This is a genomic window from Jeongeupia sp. USM3, assembly GCF_001808185.1.
GTDB lineage: Bacteria > Pseudomonadota > Gammaproteobacteria > Burkholderiales > Chitinibacteraceae > Jeongeupia.
Map to the genome: position 1 here is coordinate 2,504,459 of NZ_CP017668.1, position 25,567 is coordinate 2,530,025.

The following is a 25,567-nucleotide window of genomic DNA, read 5'->3' on the forward strand; positions in this document are numbered from 1 at the left end:
CGCGCGAAATCCTGTAGCCATTCCGGAATGTTCCGATGTCGATTGCCCTGATCCACAGCCGTGCGCTGCTCGGCCTTGCTGCGCAGCCGGTCACCGTCGAAGTCCACCTCGCCAACGGCTTGCCGGCGTGCACCCTGGTCGGCCTGCCCGACGCCGAGGTCCGCGAGGCGCGCGAGCGCGTGCGTGCGGCCCTGAGCGTCGCCGGTTTCGAATTTCCGGCGCGGCGGATCACCGTCAACCTGGCGCCGGCCGACCTGCCGAAGTCGTCGGGCCAGTTCGACCTGCCGATCGCGATCGGCCTGCTCGCCGCCAGCGGGCAGATCCCGGCCGAGCGGCTGGCCGGTTACGAGTTCGCCGGCGAACTCGGCCTGGCCGGCGACCTGCGGCCGGTGCGCGGCGCGCTGGCGCTGGCCCGTGCGGCGGCGCAGGCCGGGCGGACGCTGATCGTACCGGCGGGCTGCGCGGGCGAGGCCGCGCTGTATCCGGGGGCGACCGTGCTCGCCGCCGAACACCTGCTGCAGGTGTGCCGCCATTTCGCGACCGGCGAGGCGCTGGCGCCGGCCGTCGCCGTGCAGGCCGTTGCCGCCGAGCCACAGCCCGACCTGGTCGACGTCCGCGGCCAGGTGCAGGCGCGCCGCGCGCTCGAGATCGCCGCGGCCGGCCGGCATTCGCTGCTGCTGGTCGGCCCGCCCGGTACCGGCAAGTCGATGCTGGCGCAGCGCCTGCCCGGCCTGCTGCCGGCCTTGGACGCCGACGAGGCGATCGACATCGCCGCGGTGCAATCGCTGTCGCGGTCGGGCTTCGACGTCCGCCGTTTCGGGCTGAGGCCGTTCCGCAGCCCGCACCACACTTCGTCGCCGGTGGCGCTGGTCGGCGGCGGCAGCGTGCCGCAGCCCGGCGAAATCTCGCTGGCGCACCACGGCGTGCTGTTCATGGACGAACTGCCCGAGTTCGACCGCAAGGTGCTCGAGGTGCTGCGCGAACCGCTCGAAACCGGCGAGGTCCACATCGCCCGGGCCGCGCATTCGGCGTGTTTTCCGGCGCGCTTCCAGCTCGTTGCGGCGATGAACCCGTGCCCTTGCGGCTATCTGGGCCATCCGCAGAAGGCGTGCCGCTGCACCCCGGAACAGCTGGCGCGCTACCGCGGCCGGCTGTCCGGGCCGCTGCTGGACCGGATCGACCTGATCGTCGAGGTGCCGGCGCTGCCCGACACGGCCTTGCTGGCGGCGCCCGACGGCGAGGCCAGCGAGGTGGTGCGCGGCCGTACCGATCGCGCCTACCGGCGCGCGGCGGCCCGGCAGGGCAAGGCGAATGCGGCGCTGGCCGGCAAGGACATCGACGTCCATTGCGCGATGGACGAGGCGGGCCGCGCGATGCTGCAGGCGGCGCTGAGCCGGCTCAAGCTGTCGGCGCGGGCCTTCCACCGGGTGCTGCGGGTGGCGCGGACGATCGCCGACCTCGCCGGTGCCGAGACAATCGCGGCGGCACACATTGCCGAGGCGGTGCAGTACCGGCGCGGCTTAGGATGATGGCTTGCGGCTCAGCGGCAGCGACTGGGCGAGCAGGTCGAGCCGCAGGCGCCACGGCTCGGCCAGGTGCGGGGGAAGATGGCGGTCGATCGACGCGGCGAACAGGGCGTTGACGGTCTGCCATTCGCATTCGCTGACCGGATGGTCGTCGATGGCCGCAAAATGCGGCAGTGCCGGCGGCAAGCGGTAGCTTTCGCCGTCGAGTACCGCGTACCAGAACGCCAGCAGCTTGCGGCGCAGGGTTTCGAACTCGGGTATCCGGTCGTTGATCGCGGCGAACCACGGATGCCGTTTCAGGGTGTCGACGAAGTCGTCGATGACGGCCTGCAGCCGGCCGTGGCCGATGGCGCTGGCAAGTGCTTGCATCGCGGACTCCTCTTGTTGGGGTTTGACGGTAGACAAATCCTAGCCGACGGAGGTTGCGGTATTACTACCGGTGCCGCCTTGATTCTGCGCAGGCCGGCGCGATCTTGCCGCGCGCTCAGGTGCAGCCGAAACGCTGGCGGTAGTCCTGCGGATTGACGCCGCGATGCCGCAGCAGCACGCGCCGCAGCGTCTGCGCATCGCCGAGCCCGGCATCCAGCGCTACGCGCTTCAGCGGCAGGGCCGTCTCGGTCAGCAGCCTGCACGCTGCGTCGAGCCGCAGCGCTTCGACCGCGGCGGCCGGGGTCTGGCCGGTTGCGGCGACGAAATGGCGCGCGAAACTGCGCGGGCTCATGTTCATCCGTTCCGCGAGCACATCGACGCGCAGGTCGGCGCCGGGGTGTGCGGTGATCCAGGCGATCAGCTCGGCAAAGCCGGCATCGCGGCTCTGTGCGGCCAGTGCGGCGCTGAACTGCGACTGGCCGCCCGGCCGCTTGAGGAAGACGACCATCTGCTTGGCGACGCGCATCGCCACCGCGTGACCGAGGTCGGCCTCGACCAGCGCCAGTGCCAGATCGATGCCGGCGGAAATGCCGGCCGATGTCCAGACCGGCCCGTCGTTGATGTAGATCGCATCGGTATCGACGGCGATGCCCGGGTCGATCGCCTGCAGCTGTGCCGCGTACTGCCAGTGCGTGGTGGCGCGGCGGCCGGTCAGCACGCCGGCGGCGGCGAGGATCAGTGCGCCGGTGCAGACGCTGGCAACGCGGCGTACCTGCGGCACCCACGCGTGCAGTGCCTTCGATACCGCCGGCGCGCTCGGCTGGCCGCCGGGAATGATCAGTGTGTCGATGCCGGCGAGCGAATCGAGTTTCACCGTCGCGAACTCGGCGCCGGCCGAGCTCCTGACCGGGCCGCCGTCGACCGACGCCAGCGTGGTCCGGTACGGCGCCGGTGTGACGAAGCCGTTGCGCCCCGGCTGCGAGAACACTTCGAGCGGCCCGGCAACATCGAGCACGTTGACGTCGGGGTAGAGAACGAAAACGACGTGGCGGGTCATGGCGCGGACCTCGTCAGGCGGCCGCGGCGGCCGGTCGCGGTGCGAAGCGCCAGTACAGCGTCGCCAGCACCGGGACGAGCAGCAAGGGCAGGACCGCGGCATTCAGCGCGCTCCAGCCGTAGCGCTGCAGCCACGGTGCGGCAATGAAGGAGCCGATCGCGGCGGCGCAACTGGTCGCGAACTCGCTGCTACCCTGCGTGCGGGCGCGCTCGCTCGGCCGGTACGACTGCGCCAGCAGGGTGGTGCCGGCAACGAACATGAAGTTCCAGCCGACGCCGAGCAGCATCAGCGCGACGTAGAACGCCGGCAGCGACGTCGACGCCTGGCCGAGCACCGCGCTGGCGGCAAGCAGCATGGCGCCCGACAGCGATACCGGCAGCACGCCGAAGCGGCCGATCAGCCGGCCCGAGACGAAGGCCGGCGCGAACATGCCGAGCATGTGCCACTGGATCACGCCGGCGCCGTCGGCGACGTTGAAGCCGCAGGCCAGCATCGCCAGCGGCGTCGCCGTCATCACGCAGACCATCACCGCGTAGGCGATCAGGTTGTTGGCGATCGCGGCGACGAAGACCGGCTGGCCGACGATGTCGCGCAGCGGGCGGGGCGGTTCGTGCACGACGGCTTCGGCCCCGTCGTGCACCGGCTCGCGGTAGCGCAGCAGCAACAGCAGCGACGCCAGCCCCAGCGCTGCGGCGAGCAGGTAGGCGCCGGCAAACGGCACCGCGGCGAACCAGCCCTGTGCGCTCTTGGCCAAGAGCGGGCCGAACAGCGCGGCGAGCACGCCGCCGGTCATCACCGTCGCGATCGCGCGCGCCTTGGCGTCGCCTTGCGATTCGTCGGCCGCCGCCAGCCGGTAGTACTGCGCGAATGCCTGGAACACGCCGATGCCGGCGGTGCCGACGCAGAACAGCACGAAATCGTGGCGGAACATCGCCAGCGCCGAAATCAGCCCGCCGAGCATGCCGGCGGCGGCGCCGATGACGAAACCGCGCCGTCGCCCCAGCTTCTTCAGCAGCGATGCGGCGACCAGCGCCGTCAGCGCGGCGGTGACGATGATGATCGTGAACGGCAAGGTCGCCAGGCGCTTGTCTGCGGCGAGCGCGTAGCCGGCCAGCCCGGTCAGCGTCAGGTCGATCGAGATCGCGGCGGTGTACAGACCCTGGCAGATCGCCAGCGTGCGGACATTGTGGCGGGGCTCGGACATGGTGGGCTCCTGTGGATGGATGCGGCCAGTGTGGCACCCACCCGGTTGGCGGATATGACAAGTGTGCATCAAATCCTGCCAGTGGAGCCGGTCATGCCTGCCGGATTGTACTTACTGCTCATCTGCAAATGCTTTCGTTCGTCTTTATCTGATTGACGAAAAAAATCAGCATTACCGATAATCGCAAGCTTACCCTTCACTTGCGACCACCCTGATGGACCTTTCCAGCCTGCTCGCGTCGTTCGCCGCCGCGTTCAACCAGGACCAGCGCCTGTTGTCGCTGCACTTCGCCGAAGGCCGCGGCCCGGTGCCGGAGACGCTGCTGCCGCACGTGCTCGAGGGCGAGGCCGAACTCAGCAAGCCGTACGTCTACACGCTGGAGTGCCTGTCGGCCGATGCCGGGCTGGAGCTGAAGTCGCTGCTCGGGCTAGCGGTCGAGGTCGACATCCACACCGCCGACGGTGGCACGCAGGTGCTGACCGGGGTGGTCACCAAGGTGAAGTCGCTGGGTTCGGACGGCGGTTTTGCCCGCTACGGCCTGACGATCGAACCGCCGCTGGCACTGCTGCGGCACCGCAAGACCAGCCGGGTGTTCCAGTCGCTTTCGGTTCCCGACATCGTCAAGGCGATCGTCGCCGAGCACCAGGCGAACAATCCGCTGCTGGCGGCCAGCTTCGCGCTGCAGTTCGATCTGGCCAAGACCTATCCGCCTCGGTCGTATTGTCTGCAGTATCGCGAATCGGACCTCGATTTCGTCAGCCGATTACTGGCTGAAGAAGGCATTGCCTACCGCTTCGGTTTTGCCGGCGGTGAAGTGCCGGTGACGACGCTGATCGGCTTCGACGATCCATACCAGCTCGACGCCGCGGCACAGTCAAAGGTGCGCTTCCATCGCGCCGACGCGACCGAAGCCGACGACACCATCACCGGCTGGGACTCCAAACGCCAGCTCGGCACCAGCAAGGTCAGCCTCGCCAGCTTCGACTACAAGCCGGTCAGCACGCTGACGGCCGACGACGACAGTGCGATCGACCACGGCGACGGCGCTCGTCAGGCCAGCCAGAGCCTTGAAGATTACGATCCGCAAACGCTGTACTACGGCAGCGATGGCGAAGACCTCGGCCGTTATGCCCAGCTGCGCCAGCAGGCCAACGACAAGGCCAGCAAGCAGTTCAGCGGCGAAGGCACGGTAAGGCAGTTCAACGTCGGCGAATGGTTCCAGCTCGACAACCACCCGGCGCACGACTTCGATGCGCCGGAAGACCGACAATTCACCATTACCCGCCAACGGGTACAGGCGCGCAACAACCTGCCCGGCGATCTGGTCAGCCAGCTCTCCAAAGCCGTGCTGGGCAGCCCGGCAGAAACGACCAACCCGGCCAACGACGCGCCGTTCCGCACCGACTTCGACGCCCAGCGCCGCGGCATCCCGCTGACGCCGGACTATGCACCACACGGCAAACCGACCAGCCGCGGCGTGCAGACTGCCACCGTCGTCGGGCCCCAAGGCGGTTCCGCCGACTCAAACTCGGCCGGCGAAGTCCACACCGACGAGCTCGGCCGCATCAAGGTGCAGTTCCACTGGCAGCGGCAAGCCGAACACCCCGAGTACGGCGCGAACCTCGACGACAAGAGCAGCTGCTGGCTGCGCGTCGCCATGCCCTCGGCCGGTGCCGGCTGGGGGCACCAGTTCATTCCGCGCGTCGGTCAGGAAGTACTGGTCGACTTCCTCGAAGGCGACATCGACCGGCCGCTGGTCACCGGCGTCGTCTACAACGGCAGTCACCCGGTCCCGGCGTTCAGCGGTGCCGGCTCACTGCCTGCGAACAAGACCCTCTCCGGCATCAAGACCAAGGAACACGGTGGCGGTCAGTACGGCGAACTGCTGTTCGACGATACCCTGGGCGAAGTCCGTACCAAGCTCAGCTCCGAACACGGCAAGACCCAGCTCAACCAGGGCTTCCTGATCCACCCGCGTTCCGACGGCAAGGGCACGCCCCGCGGCGAAGGCTTCGAGCTGCGCACCGACCGGCACGGCGCGATCCGCGCCGCCAACGGCCTCTTGATCACGACTGAAGCCGCCAACGGTGCCGGCGGCAACCAGCTCGACCGATCCCAAGCCCAATCGCAGCTCGACGCCGCGTTCGAGCTCGCCAGCAGCCTCGGCGACGTCGCCACCCACCAGCTCGCCGATACCGTCGAAACCGGCCCCGAAACGATCAAGAACAACGCCAAGGCCAGCAAGATCCAGCAGGGCCACCTGCACCACCTCAAGGAAGCGCTGAAGAACTGGGCCAACGGCACGAATACCGGCAAAGACAAAAGTGGCGACCAAGCCGGCCAACAGCCGCTGATTGTCATCAGCGCCCCGGCCGGCCTCGCCCAGACCACCCCGAACAGCCAGGCCATCGCTGCCGGCAGCAACCTCGACCTGATCGCCCAGCGCGACACCCAGCAGACTTCAGGAAGACGCTGGCTGCACAACGTCGGGGAGCACATCAGCCTGTTTGTCAGTGGTGTGAAGGACCAGATCGCACTGAAGCTGATTGCCGCCAAAGGCAAGGTGCAGGTTCAGGCGCAGAGCGACAATGTCGAGATCAACGCGGCCAAGGACATCCAGCAGACCGCGAACCAGAACATCCACGTCGTGGCCGGCGAGGAAATCCTGCTAACGGCGGGGGGCGGCTACATCCGGCTCAAGGGCGGAAATATCGAGATTCACTGCCCGGGGAAGGTGGATGTGAAAGGAGCCGATCACAGCTTCAGTGGGCCTGCCAATTTGAATGTTCCGCTTCCGAATTACCCAATTAGTGATTTTAAGCCATCTGGCAAATTTATATTTTCCGAGTAGTGAACAATGATTATCAGTCCACCAATTTTAAAAATTGCTCAAGGAACCACCCCGGACCATGCATGGCTGGAGGCATTAATGCCGCTTTCGTCCGGCGGAAACTACCCTATTTCCGATAAGCTGGCTTGGCATGGCGGACAACATATTGCACATACCGATGCTGGTGGCAAGGCGGAGCCTGTTCGCGCGATCGCTGATGGCGAGGTTGTTTTTGTCAGAGAATCCAAAGATGCAGATCAAGCCCCGTTGAAGTATGAGGGCGCGACGAACAACGGTTGTGTCGTGATAAAACATAAAACAGAGATTGGCGAAGGACCTGAAGGGGGTATCGAATATTATTCGATTTACATGCACCTAAAACAAGTATTCCTGAAGAAAAAGCAACCTGTTAATCGTAAAGATATCTTGGGGAGTGTGGGTGTATGTAATGGCAAGAATGCCATGCATTTGGAAGTGATTTGTGATGACAAAAATTTAAAAAGAATAGTGGGTCGAACTTCCGGTTTGCTTGATATAAGTAAAGACGGACGCAGCCATATTGTCTATGGCGATATCCATTTCTATTTGCCTGTGGGTACAAAATTCTTTGCCAACGATCCGGGTTGGAATGCAAAGGATGGCATAGGTGCCCCTACGTACACTTCTACCGACCCTTTATGGATTAGCATGAGTTTTGATAAAGGCGCATGCAATATGCATACTCGTCAAAAAAATCAGCAGGCCCCTAGTGGTTTTCAATCAGTTGGAGAGATATTGCCGGATGGAGATAAAGAATACGAGTACAATATTCACAAGAAGGCAACAAAGCTGGCAGATGCAAATAATATTGCACCAAGTGCAGCGTATGAATTGTTGCGTTTTGGTCGGGTTATCAATTCATTACATGAAACTTCTATTCTGGCGGGAACAGTTCCACATTGGCGAAAAATAAGTTATCCCGGAGGATCTGGCTGGGCCAATATTAATAATGTTGGGGTTACAAAATTTAGCGATGCTGATTTTCCTCACTGGCTTGGATGGAACTTGGTTGATGATGATTCGACGCCCGATAGTCAATGCAACTCATCGAAAATTAGTGACTGGATAACCAACAAAGAGAAAAAACTAAATTCTGCACAGGTGCAAGCTGCGCTAAATAACGAAACAATAAATAAACTCTTGAGACACTCTATTTGCAAGTTTCCTACCGAATGGGAAAAGAACTCGGTAGATGCACGCTACCGTTGGCTCAAGAAAAAGAGTGATCTGCTCGATAAGCCCATGGATGAAGCGGAATACTTAGGCTTTTGTGCTCATATTGAGAGCTTATGCTTCTGGGAGGAAGCCGGTTTGGGTATCGAAAATGTACATTGGCATTTTCATCCCGCCGCATTTATAGAAATTTTCAGAAAATGCTCTTGGTTGAGTTCAGCTGAATTGGCACGGGTGTATCCAGATGCCTTATACAACAAGAGTGAGACGCCGGATCCAGCCGCATTAAAAGAGAAGTATAGAGTTGCGATAAATTGGGTTGTTTCTAAATATTTAGTGTCGAGTAATAAAACAAGATTGACGCATTTTTTGGGTCAAGGAGCTGTTGAGTCTTTTTTTCTAGCGCGTATGCAGGAAACATCCGTAACGCCTTCAAGAAATCCAAATCATCCTAGTGTTCAACCAGAAACGAATGGATTTTATAGCGACATAAATGATAAGTGGTTTCACAAGTATAACAATAACGCAAACTTGGCAAACGGCCCAGCTCCAGATGGGGTGAAGTATCGAGGTCGTGGTATGAAGCAGTTGACTGGTCGATTGAATCACAACGGGTACTGGATATATAGAGGGTGGCGACGTGTGTCATTGCAGCAAGCGTTAGCTTGGCACACCTTGAATTATAAGGATATCGCCGACATATCAGATCCACAAAGACTCAGCACAGTTCCCAATAACTGCATAGACGCAGGTGGATTTTACTGGGATCGAGGTGCTGCACGGGCTGGCTATCGCTCTATGAACAAGTTAATTTCAGCTAACGATGTTACTGATGTTGCAATAAAAAAAGTTACGATGGCTTTGAATGGATTTGAAAATGGATTGGATGAGCGCATCAAGCAAACAAAAAGAATTTCGGAGGTCGTACTCGATGCCAAATAGGCTGTTGGCAATGATGGTGGTGTATTTGGTGCTCATCTCGGGATCTGTATGTGCAAAAAACAATAACATTGTTCCTTGCTACTCTGGGATTTCTTTGAATTTGAATTCAAAGTTGTGGAAGAAGGTTGGAAAGGGTGGTGGTGAGTCTGGTTACAGATTTTATTATTTGGGGACGTCATTGGCTTTTAGGCCGATTATTGAGTTTGGACTGGTTGATGAATTTAGTCCAAATATCAGTAGGCCAAGTAAGGATGAAATTGATTTGTCAGGGGCAGACCCAGAATTTTGGTATGTTGGCGGAGTGAAAAGTAGTGCAGCCACTCCTGCAATGGCATCTAAACTAGATAGATTTATCATATACGAGGCCGTTAGCCAATGTTCTGTCGAATATCGAAATGGATTAACTGGCCAAGGTCTTTGTTATAACGCAAGAATTATTGGTCCAGGGGTCGATATCGCTGTGCTGGGGGGGGGGTTGCTTACGAGGAACTCGCGACGGTATCAAAACCGGTTATAACGGATGCAGTATTTAGACCATATCGCAATGCGGTTAAATCAATTAGAAAATGCGAGTAGTGATAAATCAAAGAATATTTTGACAGTTGTAATTGTATTGTCAAAAAACGGCGGAATATCCCGCCGTTTTTTTTATACCAATTTCGCCGCTACGTCCCTTAGTGCAGTCCTCACCCCTTCCTCCACCACCGGGTGATAGAACGGCATCTCCAGCATCTGCTCGACCGTCAGCCCCATCTGCACCGCCCACGCCAGCGTATGGGCGATGTTTTCGGCACGCGGGCCGGTCCATTCGGCGCCGAGGAAGCGGCCGGTGGTCTTGTCGGCGTAGACGTGCATCAGCCCGCGGTTTTTCAGCATCACCCGACTGCGGCCCTGGTTTTCGAAGCTGACTTCGCCGGTGACAAATGACCCAGGTTCGAGGTCGGCGAAGCGGGCGCCGACCATGGCGATTTGCGGGTCGCTGAACACGACGGCGATCGGCGCGCGGCGCAGGCCGGGCTTGACGTCCGGGTAGCTGGCGGCGTTGCTGCCGGCGGTTTTGCCTTCGTCGGCGGCTTCGTGCAGCAGCGGCAGGATGTTGTTGGCGTCGCCGGCGATGAACACCGGGCTGTTGCCGCATTGCAGCGTGTCGCGGTCGAACAGCGGCACGCCGCGCGCGTCGAGTTCAAGGCCTGTGTTTTCCAGCCCGAGGCCGGCGACGTTGGGGCTGCGGCCGGTGGCGGCGAGCACGTAGTCGAAACGCTCGGTGACGGTTTCACCATTCAGGTTCACATACGAGATCACCGCTTCGTCGCCATCGCGCGCCATCGCTTCGATCTTCGCGTCCGGATCGAGGTAGAACTCCTGCTGGAAGGCAGTGCGGGCGTAGTCGCGGATTGCCGGATCGCTCAGCGGTCCGACGCCGCCACGGGCGCCGAAGACGCGGACGATGACGCCGAGCCGGGCCAGCGCCTGGCCGAGTTCGAGGCCGATCACGCCGGGGCCGAACACGGCGACGCGGCGCGGCAGCGCGTCCCAGCCGAACACGTCGTCGTTGACGACGAGGCGGTCGCCGAAGACCTTGAACGGCTCGGGGATGCTGGGGCTGGAGCCGGTGGCGATAACGACGCGGCCGGCTTTCACCGTGGTGTGGTCGTCGACCTGCAGCGTCAGGTTGTCGACGAAGCGGGCGTAGCCGCGCAGCTTGTCTGCGGCGGGGATGCCGTCGACGCTTTCGAGCACGAAGCCGACGAAGCGGTCGCGTTCGCGCTTGACCCGGTCCATCACGTCGCGGCCGTTGATGACGATGTCGCCGTCGACGCGGACGCCGAACGGCGCGGTGTGACGCAGCTCGTGCGCGGCTTCGGCGGCGGCGATCAGCAGTTTGGACGGCATGCAGCCGACGCGGGCGCAGGTGGTGCCGTAGGGGCCGCCCTCGATCAGCAGCGCGGTCTTGCCCGCGGCCCTGGCGGCACGGTAGGCGGCGAGGCCGGCGGTACCGGCACCGAGGATGGCAACGTCGATGGCGATCGTATTCATACAGCGCTCCTTATCATTATTCGGGTCGGGTCAATCGTCGTACCGGATGAGGCTGGGGCAACCCCATCAGGTTCGCCGACTAAGGGGACGATCCTGCAGACTTGTACTTGCGTTGCGGTACGACGCGGACTGTGGCGACCGCAGGGAGCCCCTGCGGGACGTGTGCGTACGCCTTGCCAGCACCGCTGCGCCGGATTTGCGCCCGGCAGGATGCGCCCCTGGGGCATGAGCCGCTGTGGGGCGGCACAGGCCGGCGGTGCCGGCCCGTGAAAAGCGGCGAGAACGCCCGGAGCGATGTCCGGGCGATGCCATTACTTGGCGAGGAAACGCTCGACCTGTTCGTGGCCGCCGATCAGCTTGCCGTTGATGAACACCTGCGGGGCGGTCATCGAACCCGAGACGGCGCCGAGTGCCTTGCCGCGGATCTTGTTGTCCAGCGGCACTTCGACGTAGTCGTAGCCGTGCTCGGTCAGCAGCGCCTTGGCCTTGGCGCAGAACGAGCAGCCGACCTTGGAGAACACCACGACCTGATCCGGCTTCTTGGCCTTCGGGTTGATGTAGTCGAGCATGGTGTCGGCGTCGGAGACTTCGAACGGGTCGCCTTCCTTCTGCGGCTCGATGAACATCTTCTCGACCACGCCGTCCTTCACCAGCATCGAGTAGCGCCAGCTGCGCTTGCCGAAGCCGAGATCCATCTTGTCGACCAGCATGCCCATGCCCTCGGTGAACTCGCCGTTGCCGTCCGGCACCATCACGATGTTCTGCGCTTCCTGATCCTTGGCCCATTCGTTCATCACGAAGGTGTCGTTGACCGAGACGCAGAGGATGGTGTCGACGCCGTTTTCGCGGAACGCCGGAGCGAGTTCGTTGTAGCGCGGCAGGTGGGTGGAGGAGCAAGTAGGGGTGAACGCACCCGGCAGCGAGAACAGCGCCACGGTCTTGCCCTTGAAGAGGTCGTCGGTGGTGACGTCCTTCCATTCATTGTTTTCGCGGACGCGGAAAGTGACGTTGGGGACGCGTTGACCTTCACGGTTTTGCAGCATGTCTAAACTCCTGTTGTTGAGGCGGGTAGGCTGCGTCGTGCAGCGATGGGTGAAGTATCCTGACCTTGTTACGATACGTCTAATTTAATGATTTCAACAAATCGATTGTTGATTGCTATCAAGTCGAAGCCGGATCGTCGTGCATCCGTCGCTTTCGCCGGCGGCCGGCCGGTGGGATCATCGGCGCTTGATCCGATCGCAAGGAGTGCCCGTGCGGGTATTGAACTGGCTGGCGATACTCTGTCTGTTCCTGTCCATGGCAAGCCAGGCAGCGGTACTGCCGGGGCGCACGGCGCAGCCGGCTGCATCGGCGGCGTCGGCAGTCGCGACGGCCGAGCTCGATGCCTCGCTCGACACGGTGATCCGGACGCTCGAGAACGACTCGCAGCGGCAGGCGCTGATCGCCGAGCTGCGCGCGCTGCGGACGTCGGCGAGTGCCGTTGCCGCGTCGCTGCCCGAGGCTGAAAAGGGTGGGATGCTGGGCTGGTTCAATGCGCAAATAGATGTGTTGAGAAACCAGTTCGACAGCGGATTCCGGCCTTTGTTGCGCTGGCGCGCGCTGATCGGTAATAGTGCCGGCGAATTGCGCCAGCGCATCGCCGAGCAGGCCATCGACCCGTGGCGCTTTTCCGGCGACTTCGCGCTGGCGCTGGGCATCTGGATGGCGACGGCGCTGGCGTTCGGCTGGATCGGCCGGCGCATCGGCAAGGTGCTGGGGCTGGGCGCTGAACTGCCGGCGCACCCGCGCACCCGCGAGCTGCTGCTGTTCGTCTGGCAGCGCATCGCGCCGTGGGCGCTGGCGTTCGCGCTGACGCTCTATCTCGTCCACCTGAAGACCACGCTCGGCGGCCTGCTGGCGATGCTGCTCGCCTATGCGATCCTGGCCGGCGCGCTGTTCTCGGCGCTGTGCGTGCTGCTGTTCTCGCTGCGAGCCACCGGGCTGCGCCGGCCGGCGGTGCGGGTGCTGATCGTGCGGAGCCGGCACTTGCTGCTGCTGATCGGCATGGCGGCGGCGCTGGCCGATGCCTTCGGCAATCCGGCGATCAAGATCGAGTTCGGGCCGAACCTCGCCGGTCTGCTGGCGGCGCAGGCCGATCTGGCGACGATCGTGCTGACCGCCGCCTATGCGGTCGCCTTCCGCCGGCCGATCGGCCACCTGATCCAGAACCGGCCGTATTCGCACCGCCATGCCGGCAAGGCGCTGACCGAGACGCTGCAGTTCGTCGCCGCGCTCTGGCACCTGCCGGTGCTGCTGCTGTGCGTGCTGTCGGCGTTCAAGACGCTGGTCAACGCCGGCCGGCTCGAGAACACGCTCAACAGCGCCGCGCTGAGCATCCTGCTGATGCTCGGCACCTTCCTCGTCTCGACCTTCCTGCAGCGCCGGTTCGCCGCATCGCGCGCGCGCCGGCACCGCCGCCGTTCACCGTATCTGAGCCGGCTGCTGGCGTTCGGCCAGAACCTCTGCCTTGCCGGGCTGTGGCTGGTGTTTGCCGAGCTGTTCACCCGGCTGTGGGGGCTGTCGCTGTTCGAGATCGGCGCGCTGAAGCTGCGCGGCCGGACGCTCGACGACATCTTCGGCGGCATCGCGATGACGGTGCTGGTCGCCTGGCTGCTGTGGATCCTGCTCGATACGCTGATCGACGAAAGCATGAACGGCGGCGGCAACCGCAAGGGCAAGTCGGCGAGCACCCGCGCCCGCACCATCCTGCCGCTGTTCCGCAACGCCATCCTCGGCACGATCCTGGTGGTGGCGACGATCCTGTCGCTGGCCAACCTCGGCATCGACGTGACCCCGCTGATCGCCGGCGCCGGCGTCATCGGCCTCGCGGTCGGTTTCGGCGCGCAGACGCTGGTCAAGGACCTGATCACCGGGCTGTTCATCCTGATCGAGGATACGATCGCCGTCGGCGACTACATCGACGTCGGCGGTCACGCCGGCACGGTCGAGGGGCTGACGATTCGCACGGTGAAGCTGCGCGACGCCAAGGGCGCCGTTCACTCGGTGCCGTTCAGCCAGATCGCCAGCGTGACCAATTACGCCCGCGAGTTTTCCTACGCGGTGTTCGATATCGGTGTCGGCTATGACGCCGACCTCGATCTGGTGATGAAGACGGTCCGCGAGGTCGGCGCCGAAATGCGCGGCGACGCGCGCTGGCGGCGCGAGCTGCTGGCGCCGATCGAGGTGCAGGGGCTCGACCGCTTCGACGCCAGCGCCGTCATCGTCCGCGCGCGGTTCAAGACCCGGCCGCTGTCGCAGTGGGACGTTGCGCGGGCATTCAACCTGCGGCTGAAAAGGAAGTTCGACGAGAAGGGCATCGGCATGCCGTTCCCGCAGATGGACGTGCACTTCGACCCGCCGCCGGTGGCGCCGCCGCCCGCCGCGGATTAGGGCTTGGCCCCATTCCGGTGCGGGACGGAACTAATTCACAATACGATTTTGCTTCCGGTCGCCGCCCCTCATGCCCGAAGAGCTGCTGTTCCTGCTGCCGCTGGCGTTCATCGCCGGGATGATCGACGCCGCCGTCGGCGGCGGCGGGCTGATCCTCGTTCCCGGGCTGTTCACCATCCTGCCGCGCGAACTGCCGGCGATGCTGATGGGCACCAACAAGTTCGCCGCGGCGATGGGCACGCTGTCGGCAACGTGGCGCTACGCCCGGCGGGTCAAGCTCGACTGGCACGTGCTGCTGCCGAGCGCTGCCGCGGCCTTTGCCGGCGCCTACCTCGGCGCCCGGGCGATCCACCTGCTGCCGGCCGACTCGGTGCGGCCGATGGTCGCGGTGCTGCTGGCGCTGATGCTCGCCTACACCTGGTTCAAGCCGGCATTCGGCGGCGAGGATGCCGGCCGGCCGCTCACCCGGCGCGACCTGTTCATCGGCATGGCGATCGGCATGGCGATCGGCTTCTACGACGGCTTCTTCGGTCCCGGCACCGGCTCCTTCCTGATCTTCCTGTTCGTCCGCTGTTTCCATTTCGACTTCGTCCGCGCGTCGGCGTCGGCCAAGGTCGTCAACCTGGCGACCAATTTCGCCTCGCTGGCGTTCTTCATCCCGGCCAAGCTCGTGCTGTTCGGCTACGCGATCCCGATGGCGATCGCCAATATCGCCGGTGCGCAGGTCGGCAGCGTGCTGGCGCTCAAGGGCGGCAATACCTGGATCCGCCGGCTGTTCCTGACGCTGGCGCTGGTGCTGCTCGCGAAGCTGTCGTGGGACATGATCCGGTAGCCAGGCTGCGCGTGCCGCGCCGCAGCCCCGTACAATGGGGCCGATGAGCGATGACCTTTCCTGCAGTACCTGCAAGGCCTGCTGCTGCCGGCTGGAGGTGCTGTTGCTCGCCGGCGACGACGACGTACCGCCGCAATTCATCGCCGGCGACGACTGGGGCGGCGAAGTGCTGCGCCGGGCGGACGACGGCTGGTGCGCCGCACTGGATAGAAACACCATGCGGTGCTCGATCTACGCGGTGCGGCCGCTGATCTGCCGCGAGTACGAACTGGGCGATCACGACTGCCTCGAGCAGCGCAAGCTCATTCCGCTGCTCACCGTCCGGCGCGAGGGAGAAACATGAACTACTGGCTGATGAAATCCGAACCCGACGATGTCGGCATCGACGACCTGCAGCGGCTGGGCCAGGTCGGCTGGTACGGCGTGCGCAACTACCAGGCGCGCAACTTCATGCGCGACGCGATGGCCGTCGGCGACGGCGTGCTGTTCTACCACTCGAGCTGCGCCGAACCCGGCGTCGCCGGGCTTGCCGAAGTCTGCCGCAGCGCCTATCCCGACCCGACCCAGTTCGACCCCGAATCGAAGTACCACGACCCGAAATCGACGCCCGAGGCGCCGCGCTGGCAGCAGGTCGACGTGCGTTTCGTCGCCAAGGGCCGGCTGCTGGGCATCGATGCGATGCGCGCCCAGCCGGAGCTGGCCGGAATGCAGGTACTCAAGCGTGGCAACCGGCTGTCGATCACGCCGGTGACCGAAGCCGAGTGGACGGTGATCAGGGCCTTGATCGGATGCTGATCGCGCTGCTCGCCTGCCTGGCGCTCGGCGTCGTCGCCGGCCTGCTTGCCGGCCTGCTTGGCGTCGGCGGCGGCCTCGTCATCGTGCCGGGGCTGCTGTTCGTGTTCCACCTGATCGGCCTGCCCGAAACGCACCAGCAGCATCTGGCGCTCGGCACCTCGCTGGCGACGATCGTGTTCACGTCGGTCGCGAGCTTGCGCGCCCACGCGGCGCGCGGCGCGGTGCGCTGGCCGGTGTTCCGGGCGATTGCGCCGGGCATCGTCGTCGGCACCTTTGTCGGCGCGCAGCTGGCCGGGCAGTTTTCCGGCGTGGCGCTCAAGTGGTTCTTCGTCGGCTTCGCCTATCTGGTCGGTGCGCAGATGCTCGCCGACTTCAAGCCCAAGCCGAGCCGCGGCCTGCCCGGCAGGACGGGGATGGGCGGCGTCGGCGGGGTGATTGGCGCGGTATCGAGCTGGGTCGGCATCGGCGGCGGCTCGCTGTCGGTGCCGTTCATGACGCTGTGCAATGTGCCGGTGCGCGAAGCGATCGGCACGTCGGCGGCGATCGGGCTGCCGATCGCGCTCGCCGGCGCCGCCGGCTATGTCGCCAGCGGCTGGGGCGCGTTCGACCTGCCTTCGGGCAGCGCCGGCTTCGTCTACCTGCCGGCGCTCGCCGGCATCGTCATCGCCAGCTTCCCGATGGCCAGGGTCGGTGCGGCGCTGGCGCACCGGCTGCCGGTGCCGGTGCTGAAGAAGTGCTTTGCCGCGCTGCTGATCGTGCTGGCGACAAAGATGCTGCTGACTCTGGTCTGACACCATGAACAACGCCACCCGAGGGTGGCGTTGTTCATCGCGACTTGCTTACTGCCCCGGCCACGGCGCGCCGAATGCCGCCTGATAATCGGCGGCAATCGACTCGGCGGTGAACCGGTGGTTCTGCGCGCCGCGCTGGGCGATCTTCAGCGCGCCGAGCAGCGAGGCCAGCCGGCCGGTGGCCGGCCAGTCCCAGCCGTGGACGATGCCGTAGAGCAGGCCGGCGCGGAATGCATCGCCGCAGCCGGTCGGGTCGACGACGGCCGCAGCCTTGACCGGCGGGATCTCGTGGATCACGCCGTCGGCGTAGACGTGCGCACCCTCGGCACCACGGGTCACGACCAGCGCCTTGAGCTGGCCGGCGATCTGCCCGAGCGACAGGCCGGTGCGCTGGGAGATGACTTCGGCCTCGTAATCGTTGGCGGCGAAATAGGTCGCCAGCTCGATCATCCGGCGCAGCTCGTCGCCGTCGAACAGCGGGAAAGCCTGGCCGAGGTCGAAGATGAACGGAATGCCGGCGCTGGCGAGCTGCTCGGCGCGCTCGGTCATCGCCTGCTTGCTGTCCGGGCCGATGATCGCCAGCTCGACCGGGACCTCGACATGCTCGAGCCGGTTCAGGTGCGCCAGCCCCATTGCGCCGGGGTGGAAGGCGGCGATCTGGTTGTCGTCGAGGTCGGTGGTGACGAAGCACTGTGCGGTGAACTGCTCGGGCAGCTCGCGCACATGGGTGCGGGCGATGCCGAGGTTGTCGAGCCGCTGTGCGTACGGGCCGAAATCGCTGCCGACGGTCGCCATGAGCAGCGGATCGCCGCCGAGCAGCTTCAGCGAGTAGGCGATATTGCCGGCGCAGCCGCCGAATTCGCGGCGCATTTCCGGCACCAGGAACGACACCGACAGCATATGGATCTGGTCGGGCAGGATGTGGCGCTTGAATTGATCCTGAAACACCATGATGGTGTCATAGGCAACCGAGCCGCAAATCAAGGTGGACATGGCATTTCCCGTTTGAAAACGCGCCGATTATGCCACCTGTCGGCGGCGGTGGCCGGTTCGTCGTGCCGGGTTCCCCGGCAATGGCCGCTTTGTTAAGCTTGCAGCTCCTGTAGGACTTTTTATTTCATGCTGATTTCCCTGTCCAATCTACTGGTGTTTGCTGCTCTGGCGCTGGGCCTGCTCGTCACCGGCCAGCTGGTGCTGCTCGGCAACAGCCAGCATGAATCCGGCCTCGGGCCGCTGGCGCTGGCCGGTGCGCTGACCGGGCTGACCGCGCTGCTCGCCGCGCTCGGCATGGCGCCGCTCGCCGTCGCCGCATGGGCGTTTGCCGAGGCGCTCGTCAACGTTGCACTGCGCCGCCACCTGCTCAGGACGCCGCACTGGGCACCGGCGATCGGCTGTGCCCTGCTTGCCTTTCTGTTCGGTGTCGCCTGGCAGCGCCTGTTCGGCAGCGAAGTGCCGGTGATGCTGGCACTGTCGGTCGCGATCGTGCCGCTGGCGGTGCTGCGGCTGCAGCTGCTGCGCATCCCGTTCGCCGAGGAGCGTGCCGGCGGGCCGCGGCTGGTGCTGGCGGCGGCGTGCGTGCTGCACGCCGGCTACTGGCTGGCCGCGCTGTTCCTCTGGGCCTTCGGCCAGCCGGGCTGGTGGGCCGGTGGCGAGGCGCTGGTGCTCGAATGCATGCTGTTCGGTCTGGTTCAGGCGCTGTTGTGGCCGCAGCTGGTGGCGCAGAAGCTGCGCGGCCGGCTGGCGCGGCTGGCGCGTTACGACGTGCTGACGTGGGCGTTGAACCGCCGCGGTTTCGAGGAAATCTGCCTGCGCGAGCTACGCCGCGCGCGCAAGCACGAGCGTACGCTCGGCCTGCTGCTGGTCGACATCGACCGGATGCACGCGATCAACAGCCGCTACGGCCACGCCGGCGGCGACCACGTGCTGCGGACCTGCGCGGCGGCACTGCGCAGCCACCTGCGTCCCGAGGACAGCCTCGGCCGGATCGGCGGCGACAGCTTCTGCATCCTGGCGCCGCACCGCGACGAGGCCGAGTTGCAGACGCTGCTGATGGAGCTGCGCGAAGCGCTGACGACCATCGTTTCGGACTACGACGACATCGCGATCCGCGTGTCGGCCGGCGTCAGCCTGACAATGTACCCGAATGACGGCGCCGACTTCCCGGTGCTGTACGGCCAGGCGCAGTCGCGGCTGCGCCCGGCGACCGACGGCCCGGCATCGGGCTTCATGGTCGCGCGGACCTGATCGCGCGCCAGCCATCACCACACCGCCCGCTTTTGCGGGCGGTGTCGTTTGATGCATTGCACCAACACCGGGGGCGCCGCGGCGTACGTCCGCCGGCCAGGAACGGCCGGCCGTCGCCATCGCCGCATGTCGCGGTGCTGCGGCCTGTGGAAAACGGCCCGGCTTGTTTAGATTGTCGGTCACTCCGCGTCAATGCCATTGGCATTGTCGCGGCCCAACGAATGGAGTGACCCGATGCAAGCAAGCGAACCGCGGCAACGCCTTCTGGCGGTGCTGCACTCGGAACGCCGCCGCCATGCGCTGATGCTGTGCCTGATCATTGCGCTGGCCTACCTGTATTGCCGCAACGGCGTCATCGTCGGCGACGAGGTCGTCCACGAGGCGCAGATCCGCCGTTTCCTGCTCGGCGAATTCAGCGTCGATCCGCGGCTGACGACGATTCCCGGCTACCACCTGCTGGTCGCGGCACTGAGCTGGCCGCTCGGCGCGTACTCGCTCGCGGCGGTGCGCGGCATCAGCACGCTGTTCGGCGTCATGCTGGTGCTCGTCTACGCCCTGCTGCTGCGCGAGCGCTTCGGTGCGCTGTCGCCGCAGCGGCTCGTGCAGTTCGCGTTCTTCCCGATCTTTCTGCCGTACTTCTATCTCGCGTATACCGACGTGCTGTCGCTGCTGCTGGTGTCCGGCGGGCTGTGGCTGGCGCTGCGCGGCCGGGGCATCGCGGCGGCACTGGTGCTGGGCCTGAGCATCTGCGTGCGGCAGCAGAACGTCGTCTGGCTGCTGGCGGTGCCGGTGCTGGCCTACTGCCGGGACAGCGGTTTTCGCTGGTGCCGCGACACGCTGAACAGGCATCTGGCCGGCGGCGGCGTCTACGGCCTGGTGCTGGCCGGCTTTGCCGTTTTCGTGCTCTGGAACGGCGGCGTCGCGGTCGGTGATCGTGGCGCGCACCAGCTCTCCGGGCTGTTTGCCGGCAATGTGTTCTTCATGCTGCTGCTGTACGCGATCTTCTTCCTGCCCAGCGTGATCGCCCAGCTGCCCGCGACGCTCGCGTACGCGCGCCGGCACGGCTTCGTGCCGCTGCTGCTGGCGGGCCTGCTGGTGGTTTACCTGTTCGGATTCCAGAACAGCCACCCGTACAACGCGATCCAGCCCGAGTACTTTTTGCGCAACGGCCTGCTGACGCTGCTGTCGTCGTCGCTGCCGGTCAAGCTGCTGTTCTTCGCGCCGATCGCGCTGGCTGCGCTCGACTGGCTGGCGCGGGCCGAGCGCCGGCCCGAGCTGTACGTGATCGCGCTGTTCAGCGTGCTGGCCTTGCTGCCGTCGTGGCTGATCGAGCAGCGCTACATGATGATCCCGTTCGCGTTGCTGCTGCTGTACCGCGACGACGATCCTCCGACCGTGCAGGCGCTGACCGGCGCGCTCTATGCGGTGGCCGCCGTCGTTTTCGTCTACGGTACGGCGACGCTGCGTTTCTTCCTGTGAATCAGGCGACGTAGAGCAGGATGCTGAAAAAGTGGCAGATGCTGCCGGCAAGCACGAACAGGTGCCAGATGCCGTGGCCGTGGCGGATCTTCTCGTCGAGGACGAAGAAGACGATGCCGACGCTGTAGATCACGCCGCCGGCGACGAGCCACGCCATGCCGCCGGCCGGCAGGGCCATTTCCAGCGGCTTCATCGCGATCAGGATCAGCCAGCCCATCAGCACGTAGATGATCAGCGAGAACACGCGCGTGCGCTTGCCGATCAGCAGCTCCTGGACGATGCCGATCAGCGCCAGCCCCCAGCTGATGCCGAACAGCGCCCAGCCCCAGGGGCCGCGCAGCGTCACCAGCGAGAACGGCGTATAGCTGCCGGCGATCAAGAGGTAGATCGCGCAGTGGTCGAATTTCTGCAGCACCTTCTTGGCGCCGGGGTGGCGGATCGAGTGGTAGAGCGTCGATGCGCCGTAGAGCAGGACCAGCGTCGCGCCGTAGATGCTGACGCTGACGATCTGCCAGGCATTGCCGTAGAGGCTGGCGACGACGACGAGCACGACGAGGCCGGTGATGGCGAGCAGCGTGCCGAGCAGGTGGCTGTAGCTGTTGAAACGTTCACCGCGGTACATGGTTCCTCCGGTCGAAGCCGAGAGCATAACCGCTGGCGATGACGCTGCACCGTGGAAATTCCCACGACCGCCGGCGCCCCCGTCCCTTGCACGGCCGCTTGCGGCCCGCAAAGTCGCGCCGGCGGTTCTAAGATCATGAACAGGCTCTAAGCTGGTTCGAACCCTGCCCGAACGGAGAACGCAATGACCAGGATCCTGGTGGTGTACTACTCGATGTACGGCCATATCGAAACGATGGCGCAGGCCGTCGTCGAGGGCGCGCGCGAAGTCGCCGGCGTCGAGGTGACGCTCAAGCGCATCGCCGACCTGGTGCCCGAAGAGGTGGCCAGAAAGGCCGGCGCCAAGCTCGACCAGGCTGCGCCGATCGCGTCGCCGGGTGAGCTTGGCGACTACGACGCGATCATCTTCGGCACGCCGACGCGCTTCGGCAATATGTGTGCGCAGATGCGCAACTTCCTCGACCAGACCGGCGGCCTGTGGATGAGCGGCGGGCTGATCGGCAAGATCGGCAGCGTGTTCACCAGTACCGGCACCCAGCACGGCGGCCAGGAAACGACGATCACCTCGTTCCACACCACGCTGCTGCACCAGGGCATGGTCATCGTCGGCGTGCCTTACTCGTGCGCCGGGCTGACCAGGATGGACGAGATCACCGGCGGCAGCCCCTACGGTGCGAGCACCCTCGCCGGCGGCGACGGCAGTCGTGCTCCGTCGGCCAACGAACTAGACATTGCCCGCTTCCAGGGGCGTCACGTCGCCGGGCTTGCGAAGAAGCTGACGGCGTGACCTTGCCGGGATGAAAAAAGCCCCGTCGGTCACGGGGCTTTTTGTCGTCCGAGCCGGTCAGGCGGTGAGCTTGTCGAGCGCTTCGCGGTACTTGGCGGCGGTCTTCTCGGCGACGTCGCGCGGCACGGCCGGGGCCGGCGGCTGCTTGTTCCAGCCGGTGCTCTCGAGCCAGTCGCGGACGAACTGCTTGTCGTACGACGGCGGGTTGCTGCCCGGCCGGTACTGGTCGGCGGGCCAGAAGCGGCTCGAATCCGGCGTCAGCGCCTCGTCCATCAGGCACAGCGTGCCGTCGTCGTCGAGGCCGAACTCGAATTTGGTGTCGGCGATGATGATGCCGCGGGTGGCGGCGAATTCGGCCGCGGCCTTGTAGAGCCGGATCGCGGTGTCGCGCACCTTGGCGGCGAGTTCCGGGCCGATCAGGTCGGCGGTCTGTTCGAACGAGATCGGCTCGTCGTGGTCGCCGACGGCGGCCTTGGTGCTCGGGGTGAAGATCGGCTCGGGCAGTTGCTGCGCCTCGACCAGACCGGCCGGCAGCGCAATGCCGCTGACCGCGCCGGTCGCCTTGTAGTCCTTCCAGCCGCCACCGGCCAGATAGCCGCGCACGACCGCCTCGACCGGCACCGGCTTCAGCCGCTTGACCACGACCGCGCGGCCTTCGACCTGCGGCAGGTCCTCAAAGCTGACGACGTCCTCGGCGCGCTCGCCGGTGAAGTGGCTCGGCACCAGAGCCTTGAACTTGTCGAACCAGAAGTTCGAGATCGCGGTGAGGATCTTGCCCTTCTCCGGAATCGGCTCCTCGAGGATCACGTCGAACGCCGACAGGCGATCGGTTGCGATCATCAGCATGCGCTTGGCATCGATTTCGTACAGGTCGCGAACCTTGCCCGAGTAGATCTTCTTCAGGCTCTTGAGGTCGGTGGAGGTGATGCTGGACATCATGTTTCCTTGGCGCGGGCTCGGCGGCAAAAGCCGTATTTTGCCCGATTCCGGCCGGTGCCGCATGCCGCCCGGCCGGAGACGGCGCGGGCCGGGACGGCAAAACGCCCCGAGGGCGGGGCCGTCGGGGCGTGGGCAAGGGCGCCGCGCTTGGAGCGGCTAATGCCCCAAGGGCACTTCCTGCCGGGCGCAAACCCAGTGAAACGGTGCTGGCAGACAGTACGCGTAGTACGGCAAGCGAGCGCAGCCGGCAGGGTGGCCGTTCTTACTCGCTCTTGCCGGCCACCAGCGGATAGACCACGCCGGCGATTGCCGCACCGACCAGCGGCGCGACCCAGAACAGCCACAGCTGGTCGATCGCCCAGCCTTGTGCGAACAGCGCGACGCCGGTGCTGCGCGCCGGGTTCACCGAGGTGTTGGTGACCGGAATGCTGATCAGGTGGATCAGGGTCAGTGCCAGACCGATCGCGATCGGCGCGAAGCCGGCCGGTGCGCGCTTGTCGGTCGCGCCGAGGATCACGAACAGGAACATGGCGGTCATCACCACTTCGCAGACCAGCGCCGCCGTCAGGCTGTAGCCGTCCGGCGAGTGTGCGCCGTAGCCGTTCGACGCGAAGCCGCCGGCCAGATCGAAGCCGGCCTTGCCGCTGGCGATCGCATACAGCACCGCGGCGGCGGCGATCCCGCCGAGGACCTGGGCGATCACATAGGGCACGAACTCCTTGCCCGGAAAGCGGCCGGCGACGACGAGGCCGAGCGACACCGCCGGGTTCAGGTGACAGCCGGAGACGTGGCCGATCGCGTACGCCATCGTCAGCACGGTCAGGCCGAAGGCGAGCGCGACGCCGGCAAAGCCGATCCCGAGCTGCGGAAAGGCCGCGGCGAGCACGGCGCTGCCGCAGCCGCCGAGCACGAGCCAGAACGTGCCGATGAATTCCGCAGCCATGCGGTTCTTGAGCGGATACATGTTTCCCCCTTGTTGTCAGTGGACGCGATCAGGCGCGCCGCGAAGGGAAACAAGATAGGCCAATTATGTTGACTGATCTGTCAGATTTATCCTGACATGATTGTGATTTTTACCTTGCTGTCGCCATGGGGCGGGTCGTCGCGCTCGACAGGCGCGCCGGTCAGGCACCGAGCGTTTGCCTGACCATCGCCGCGAGCTCGGCGTCGCCGAGACGGTCGGCAATATTGCGGCGGTCGGCCTCGCTGCGGTTCTGCGACAGCTTGAACTTGGCTTCCCAGTGCTCGACGTCGAACGCGATGCCGACGATGTGCTGCTTGAGCGTGGTGTTGAACGCCGGATCGAAGGTCTCGCGATCGCCGATCAGCGTCGGCTCGTACCGGCGGATCAGCTCGGCCAGCGCCAGCGAGGCGCCGACGCGCACGCTGCCGGTTGCATGCACCGCGGCGTAGTTCCAGGTAGGCACCGCCGGGCGGCTCTCATACCAGCTCGGCGACACGTAGTCGTGCGGGCCGTGGAAGATCGCCAGCGCCGGTGCGCCGTTTTCCCAAGCCTGCCAGTGCGGATTGGCGCGGGCGACGTGGCCGATCAGCCGGTCGCCGTCCGGCCCCGGGACGAGCACCAGCGGCAGGTGGGTGGCGAACGGCACGCCGTCGACATTGCTGATCAGCGTGGCGAAGCCGTGGGCGTGGACGAAGGCGTGGATCGTCGGCAGGTCGTCGCAGCGGAAATGCTCGGGAACGTACATGGCGGGCTCGGCGTGGCGGAACACTCGAGCATACCGGTGCTGACGCGGCCTTGTCTCAGTCGGCGAGGTGCTTCAGCGCCTCGCGTACCGACAGCGGCGAGAGTCGTTCGCGCTCGGCGTCGACGAAGGCGCGGACGGCGTCGGCATCGGTCCGGGCGTGCTGGCGCAGTGCCCAGCCGATCGCCTTGCGGATGAAGAAGTCCGGGTGGCCGGCGAGGCTATGGCAGTAAGCGAACAGCCGCACGGTGTCGGTGTCCGCCCGGTAGCCGAGCTGGAACAGCAGCGCGGTGCGCGCATGCCAGAGCCGGTCGCCGTGCGCCCAGTCATCCATCACCGGGCGCAGCGCGGGCTCGGCCTGCAGCAGCGGGCCGATGACGTGGGCGGCCAGGCCGTCGACGCTGTCCCACCACGACTTGCGGCCGATCAGCTCGTCGAGCACCGGCAGCGCGGCGGCACCGAGCGACGCCGGCCGGTCGGCCAGCAGGTCGACGGCGACGATCTGGTATTCGCGTTCGGGCAGGGCCCACAGCTGTTGCGCGGCGGCGAGCCGTTCGCCGGGCGCGAGGGTGGTTCGCGCGGCGCGGATCAGCGGCGTCGACACGCCGCGGCGGGCCGGTGTCTTGACGCCGAGGAAAGCAAAACGGCCGCGCATGTACGCGGCCATCGGTGCAGCGGCCGCCGGGTCGGCAAGCGGTGCGAGTCCGGCAACGACGGCGGTGGTGAACGCCGTTGCGAGCTGGCTGTTGTTCATGTGAGCGAAA

Annotated in this window: 22 protein-coding genes; 11 read left to right on the forward strand and 11 right to left on the reverse strand. The window is 65.0% G+C overall.

The features are described 5' to 3' along the window. The first annotated feature begins 35 nt into the window (after window positions 1-35). The gene (locus BJP62_RS11825; protein WP_070529829.1) at window positions 36-1,529 is read left to right on the forward strand and encodes a YifB family Mg chelatase-like AAA ATPase; all 1,494 of its coding nucleotides are present in this window, start codon (window positions 36-38) and stop codon (window positions 1,527-1,529) included. On the opposite strand, the gene BJP62_RS11830 is transcribed toward BJP62_RS11825, so the two are convergent. The 3 genes from BJP62_RS11830 to BJP62_RS11840 form a co-directional block, all read right to left on the reverse strand. Further along, window positions 1,521-1,895 carry a hypothetical protein gene (locus tag BJP62_RS11830; protein WP_070529830.1) on the reverse strand — a complete coding sequence of 125 codons (375 nt, stop codon included), beginning with the start codon at window positions 1,893-1,895 and terminating at the stop codon, window positions 1,521-1,523. The genes BJP62_RS11825 and BJP62_RS11830 overlap by 9 nt on opposite strands. A gap of 115 nt (window positions 1,896-2,010) precedes the next feature. After that, window positions 2,011-2,952 carry a GlxA family transcriptional regulator gene (locus tag BJP62_RS11835; protein ID WP_070529831.1) on the reverse strand — a complete coding sequence of 314 codons (942 nt, stop codon included), beginning with the start codon at window positions 2,950-2,952 and terminating at the stop codon, window positions 2,011-2,013. Window positions 2,953-2,965: 13 nt separating this feature from the next. Continuing rightward, complete coding sequence (locus tag BJP62_RS11840) at window positions 2,966-4,156, reverse strand: MFS transporter (protein WP_070529832.1); 1,191 nt, start codon at window positions 4,154-4,156, stop codon at window positions 2,966-2,968. A 214-nt stretch (window positions 4,157-4,370) separates the two neighbouring features. On the opposite strand from BJP62_RS11840, the gene BJP62_RS11845 reads away from it, so the two are divergent. Then, window positions 4,371-7,007 carry a type VI secretion system Vgr family protein gene (locus BJP62_RS11845; RefSeq protein WP_070529833.1) on the forward strand — a complete coding sequence of 879 codons (2,637 nt, stop codon included), beginning with the start codon at window positions 4,371-4,373 and terminating at the stop codon, window positions 7,005-7,007. A 6-nt stretch (window positions 7,008-7,013) separates the two neighbouring features. Next, window positions 7,014-9,140, forward strand: a complete 2,127-nt coding sequence (locus BJP62_RS18100; RefSeq protein ID WP_083300889.1) for a peptidoglycan DD-metalloendopeptidase family protein — start codon at window positions 7,014-7,016, stop codon at window positions 9,138-9,140. A gap of 648 nt (window positions 9,141-9,788) precedes the next feature. Here BJP62_RS18100 and BJP62_RS11855 read toward each other — a convergent pair. Beyond that, entirely contained in the window at window positions 9,789-11,177 is a 1,389-nt protein-coding gene (locus tag BJP62_RS11855) for a dihydrolipoyl dehydrogenase (RefSeq protein WP_070529840.1), read from the reverse strand. 311 nt (window positions 11,178-11,488) lie between these two features. Further along, complete coding sequence (locus BJP62_RS11860; protein ID WP_070529841.1) at window positions 11,489-12,220, reverse strand: glutathione peroxidase; 732 nt, start codon at window positions 12,218-12,220, stop codon at window positions 11,489-11,491. Between the two features lie 211 nt (window positions 12,221-12,431). Here BJP62_RS11860 and BJP62_RS11865 point away from each other — a divergent pair, with 211 nt between their 5' ends. From BJP62_RS11865 to BJP62_RS11885, 5 genes are all read left to right on the forward strand, one after another. Beyond that, window positions 12,432-14,609 carry a mechanosensitive ion channel family protein gene (locus tag BJP62_RS11865; RefSeq protein WP_168163834.1) on the forward strand — a complete coding sequence of 726 codons (2,178 nt, stop codon included), beginning with the start codon at window positions 12,432-12,434 and terminating at the stop codon, window positions 14,607-14,609. Window positions 14,610-14,679: 70 nt separating this feature from the next. Next, entirely contained in the window at window positions 14,680-15,441 is a 762-nt protein-coding gene (locus tag BJP62_RS11870) for a TSUP family transporter (protein ID WP_070529844.1), read from the forward strand. A 43-nt stretch (window positions 15,442-15,484) separates the two neighbouring features. Continuing rightward, window positions 15,485-15,784 carry a YkgJ family cysteine cluster protein gene (locus tag BJP62_RS11875; protein WP_205700891.1) on the forward strand — a complete coding sequence of 100 codons (300 nt, stop codon included), beginning with the start codon at window positions 15,485-15,487 and terminating at the stop codon, window positions 15,782-15,784. After that, entirely contained in the window at window positions 15,781-16,236 is a 456-nt protein-coding gene (locus tag BJP62_RS11880; protein ID WP_070529847.1) for an EVE domain-containing protein, read from the forward strand. The genes BJP62_RS11875 and BJP62_RS11880 overlap by 4 nt, the downstream gene beginning before the upstream one ends. After that, the gene (locus BJP62_RS11885) at window positions 16,230-17,027 is read left to right on the forward strand and encodes a sulfite exporter TauE/SafE family protein (protein WP_205700892.1); all 798 of its coding nucleotides are present in this window, start codon (window positions 16,230-16,232) and stop codon (window positions 17,025-17,027) included. The genes BJP62_RS11880 and BJP62_RS11885 overlap by 7 nt, the downstream gene beginning before the upstream one ends. A 48-nt stretch (window positions 17,028-17,075) precedes the next feature. Here the strand turns inward: BJP62_RS11885 and BJP62_RS11890 are convergent, their stop codons facing one another. Then, window positions 17,076-18,020: a carbohydrate kinase family protein gene (locus BJP62_RS11890; protein WP_070529849.1), complete on the reverse strand. Its 945-nt coding sequence runs from the start codon at window positions 18,018-18,020 to the stop codon at window positions 17,076-17,078. Between the two features lie 126 nt (window positions 18,021-18,146). Here BJP62_RS11890 and BJP62_RS11895 point away from each other — a divergent pair, with 126 nt between their 5' ends. Further along, window positions 18,147-19,271, forward strand: coding sequence for a diguanylate cyclase (locus BJP62_RS11895; RefSeq protein WP_070529851.1), 1,125 nt, complete (start codon window positions 18,147-18,149; stop codon window positions 19,269-19,271). A gap of 234 nt (window positions 19,272-19,505) precedes the next feature. Beyond that, complete coding sequence (locus tag BJP62_RS11900; RefSeq protein ID WP_070529854.1) at window positions 19,506-20,750, forward strand: hypothetical protein; 1,245 nt, start codon at window positions 19,506-19,508, stop codon at window positions 20,748-20,750. A 1-nt stretch (window position 20,751) separates the two neighbouring features. Here the strand turns inward: BJP62_RS11900 and BJP62_RS11905 are convergent, their stop codons facing one another. Beyond that, window positions 20,752-21,372 carry a hemolysin III family protein gene (locus BJP62_RS11905; protein ID WP_070529856.1) on the reverse strand — a complete coding sequence of 207 codons (621 nt, stop codon included), beginning with the start codon at window positions 21,370-21,372 and terminating at the stop codon, window positions 20,752-20,754. Between the two features lie 183 nt (window positions 21,373-21,555). Between BJP62_RS11905 and wrbA the strand changes: the two genes are divergently transcribed. Then, the gene (gene wrbA, locus BJP62_RS11910; RefSeq protein WP_070529857.1) at window positions 21,556-22,158 is read left to right on the forward strand and encodes an NAD(P)H:quinone oxidoreductase; all 603 of its coding nucleotides are present in this window, start codon (window positions 21,556-21,558) and stop codon (window positions 22,156-22,158) included. A 57-nt stretch (window positions 22,159-22,215) separates the two neighbouring features. Here the strand turns inward: wrbA and BJP62_RS11915 are convergent, their stop codons facing one another. The 4 genes from BJP62_RS11915 to BJP62_RS11930 all read right to left on the reverse strand — a co-directional run bounded on the left by BJP62_RS11915 (window position 22,216) and on the right by BJP62_RS11930 (window position 25,557). After that, window positions 22,216-23,094 carry a phosphoribosylaminoimidazolesuccinocarboxamide synthase gene (locus BJP62_RS11915; protein ID WP_070529858.1) on the reverse strand — a complete coding sequence of 293 codons (879 nt, stop codon included), beginning with the start codon at window positions 23,092-23,094 and terminating at the stop codon, window positions 22,216-22,218. 265 nt (window positions 23,095-23,359) lie between these two features. Then, complete coding sequence (gene aqpZ, locus BJP62_RS11920; protein WP_070529863.1) at window positions 23,360-24,061, reverse strand: aquaporin Z; 702 nt, start codon at window positions 24,059-24,061, stop codon at window positions 23,360-23,362. A 160-nt stretch (window positions 24,062-24,221) separates the two neighbouring features. Continuing rightward, window positions 24,222-24,806 (reverse strand): FMN-binding negative transcriptional regulator, encoded by a 585-nt coding sequence (locus tag BJP62_RS11925; RefSeq protein ID WP_070532669.1) that lies wholly within the window; start codon window positions 24,804-24,806, stop codon window positions 24,222-24,224. A 55-nt stretch (window positions 24,807-24,861) separates the two neighbouring features. After that, a complete protein-coding gene (locus BJP62_RS11930; protein WP_070529865.1) occupies window positions 24,862-25,557 on the reverse strand; it encodes a DNA alkylation repair protein in 696 nt (231 codons plus the stop codon). Between the last annotated feature and the right edge of the window lie 10 nt (window positions 25,558-25,567).

Excerpts from the sequence above, each read along its gene's own strand:
- BJP62_RS11825 (WP_070529829.1), top strand. The coding sequence starts at position 36 with ATGTCGATTGCCCTGATCCACAGCCGTGCGCTGCTCGGCCTTGCTGCG.
- BJP62_RS11830 (WP_070529830.1), bottom strand. The coding sequence starts at position 1,895 with ATGCAAGCACTTGCCAGCGCCATCGGCCACGGCCGGCTGCAGGCCGTC.
- BJP62_RS11835 (WP_070529831.1), bottom strand. The coding sequence starts at position 2,952 with ATGACCCGCCACGTCGTTTTCGTTCTCTACCCCGACGTCAACGTGCTC.
- BJP62_RS11840 (WP_070529832.1), bottom strand. The coding sequence starts at position 4,156 with ATGTCCGAGCCCCGCCACAATGTCCGCACGCTGGCGATCTGCCAGGGT.
- BJP62_RS11845 (WP_070529833.1), top strand. The coding sequence starts at position 4,371 with ATGGACCTTTCCAGCCTGCTCGCGTCGTTCGCCGCCGCGTTCAACCAG.
- BJP62_RS18100 (WP_083300889.1), top strand. The coding sequence starts at position 7,014 with ATGATTATCAGTCCACCAATTTTAAAAATTGCTCAAGGAACCACCCCG.
- BJP62_RS11855 (WP_070529840.1), bottom strand. The coding sequence starts at position 11,177 with ATGAATACGATCGCCATCGACGTTGCCATCCTCGGTGCCGGTACCGCC.
- BJP62_RS11860 (WP_070529841.1), bottom strand. The coding sequence starts at position 12,220 with ATGCTGCAAAACCGTGAAGGTCAACGCGTCCCCAACGTCACTTTCCGC.
- BJP62_RS11870 (WP_070529844.1), top strand. The coding sequence starts at position 14,680 with ATGCCCGAAGAGCTGCTGTTCCTGCTGCCGCTGGCGTTCATCGCCGGG.
- BJP62_RS11875 (WP_205700891.1), top strand. The coding sequence starts at position 15,485 with ATGAGCGATGACCTTTCCTGCAGTACCTGCAAGGCCTGCTGCTGCCGG.
- BJP62_RS11880 (WP_070529847.1), top strand. The coding sequence starts at position 15,781 with ATGAACTACTGGCTGATGAAATCCGAACCCGACGATGTCGGCATCGAC.
- BJP62_RS11885 (WP_205700892.1), top strand. The coding sequence starts at position 16,230 with ATGCTGATCGCGCTGCTCGCCTGCCTGGCGCTCGGCGTCGTCGCCGGC.
- BJP62_RS11890 (WP_070529849.1), bottom strand. The coding sequence starts at position 18,020 with ATGTCCACCTTGATTTGCGGCTCGGTTGCCTATGACACCATCATGGTG.
- BJP62_RS11895 (WP_070529851.1), top strand. The coding sequence starts at position 18,147 with ATGCTGATTTCCCTGTCCAATCTACTGGTGTTTGCTGCTCTGGCGCTG.
- BJP62_RS11900 (WP_070529854.1), top strand. The coding sequence starts at position 19,506 with ATGCAAGCAAGCGAACCGCGGCAACGCCTTCTGGCGGTGCTGCACTCG.
- BJP62_RS11905 (WP_070529856.1), bottom strand. The coding sequence starts at position 21,372 with ATGTACCGCGGTGAACGTTTCAACAGCTACAGCCACCTGCTCGGCACG.
- wrbA (WP_070529857.1), top strand. The coding sequence starts at position 21,556 with ATGACCAGGATCCTGGTGGTGTACTACTCGATGTACGGCCATATCGAA.
- BJP62_RS11915 (WP_070529858.1), bottom strand. The coding sequence starts at position 23,094 with ATGTCCAGCATCACCTCCACCGACCTCAAGAGCCTGAAGAAGATCTAC.
- aqpZ (WP_070529863.1), bottom strand. The coding sequence starts at position 24,061 with ATGTATCCGCTCAAGAACCGCATGGCTGCGGAATTCATCGGCACGTTC.
- BJP62_RS11925 (WP_070532669.1), bottom strand. The coding sequence starts at position 24,806 with ATGTACGTTCCCGAGCATTTCCGCTGCGACGACCTGCCGACGATCCAC.
- BJP62_RS11930 (WP_070529865.1), bottom strand. The coding sequence starts at position 25,557 with ATGAACAACAGCCAGCTCGCAACGGCGTTCACCACCGCCGTCGTTGCC.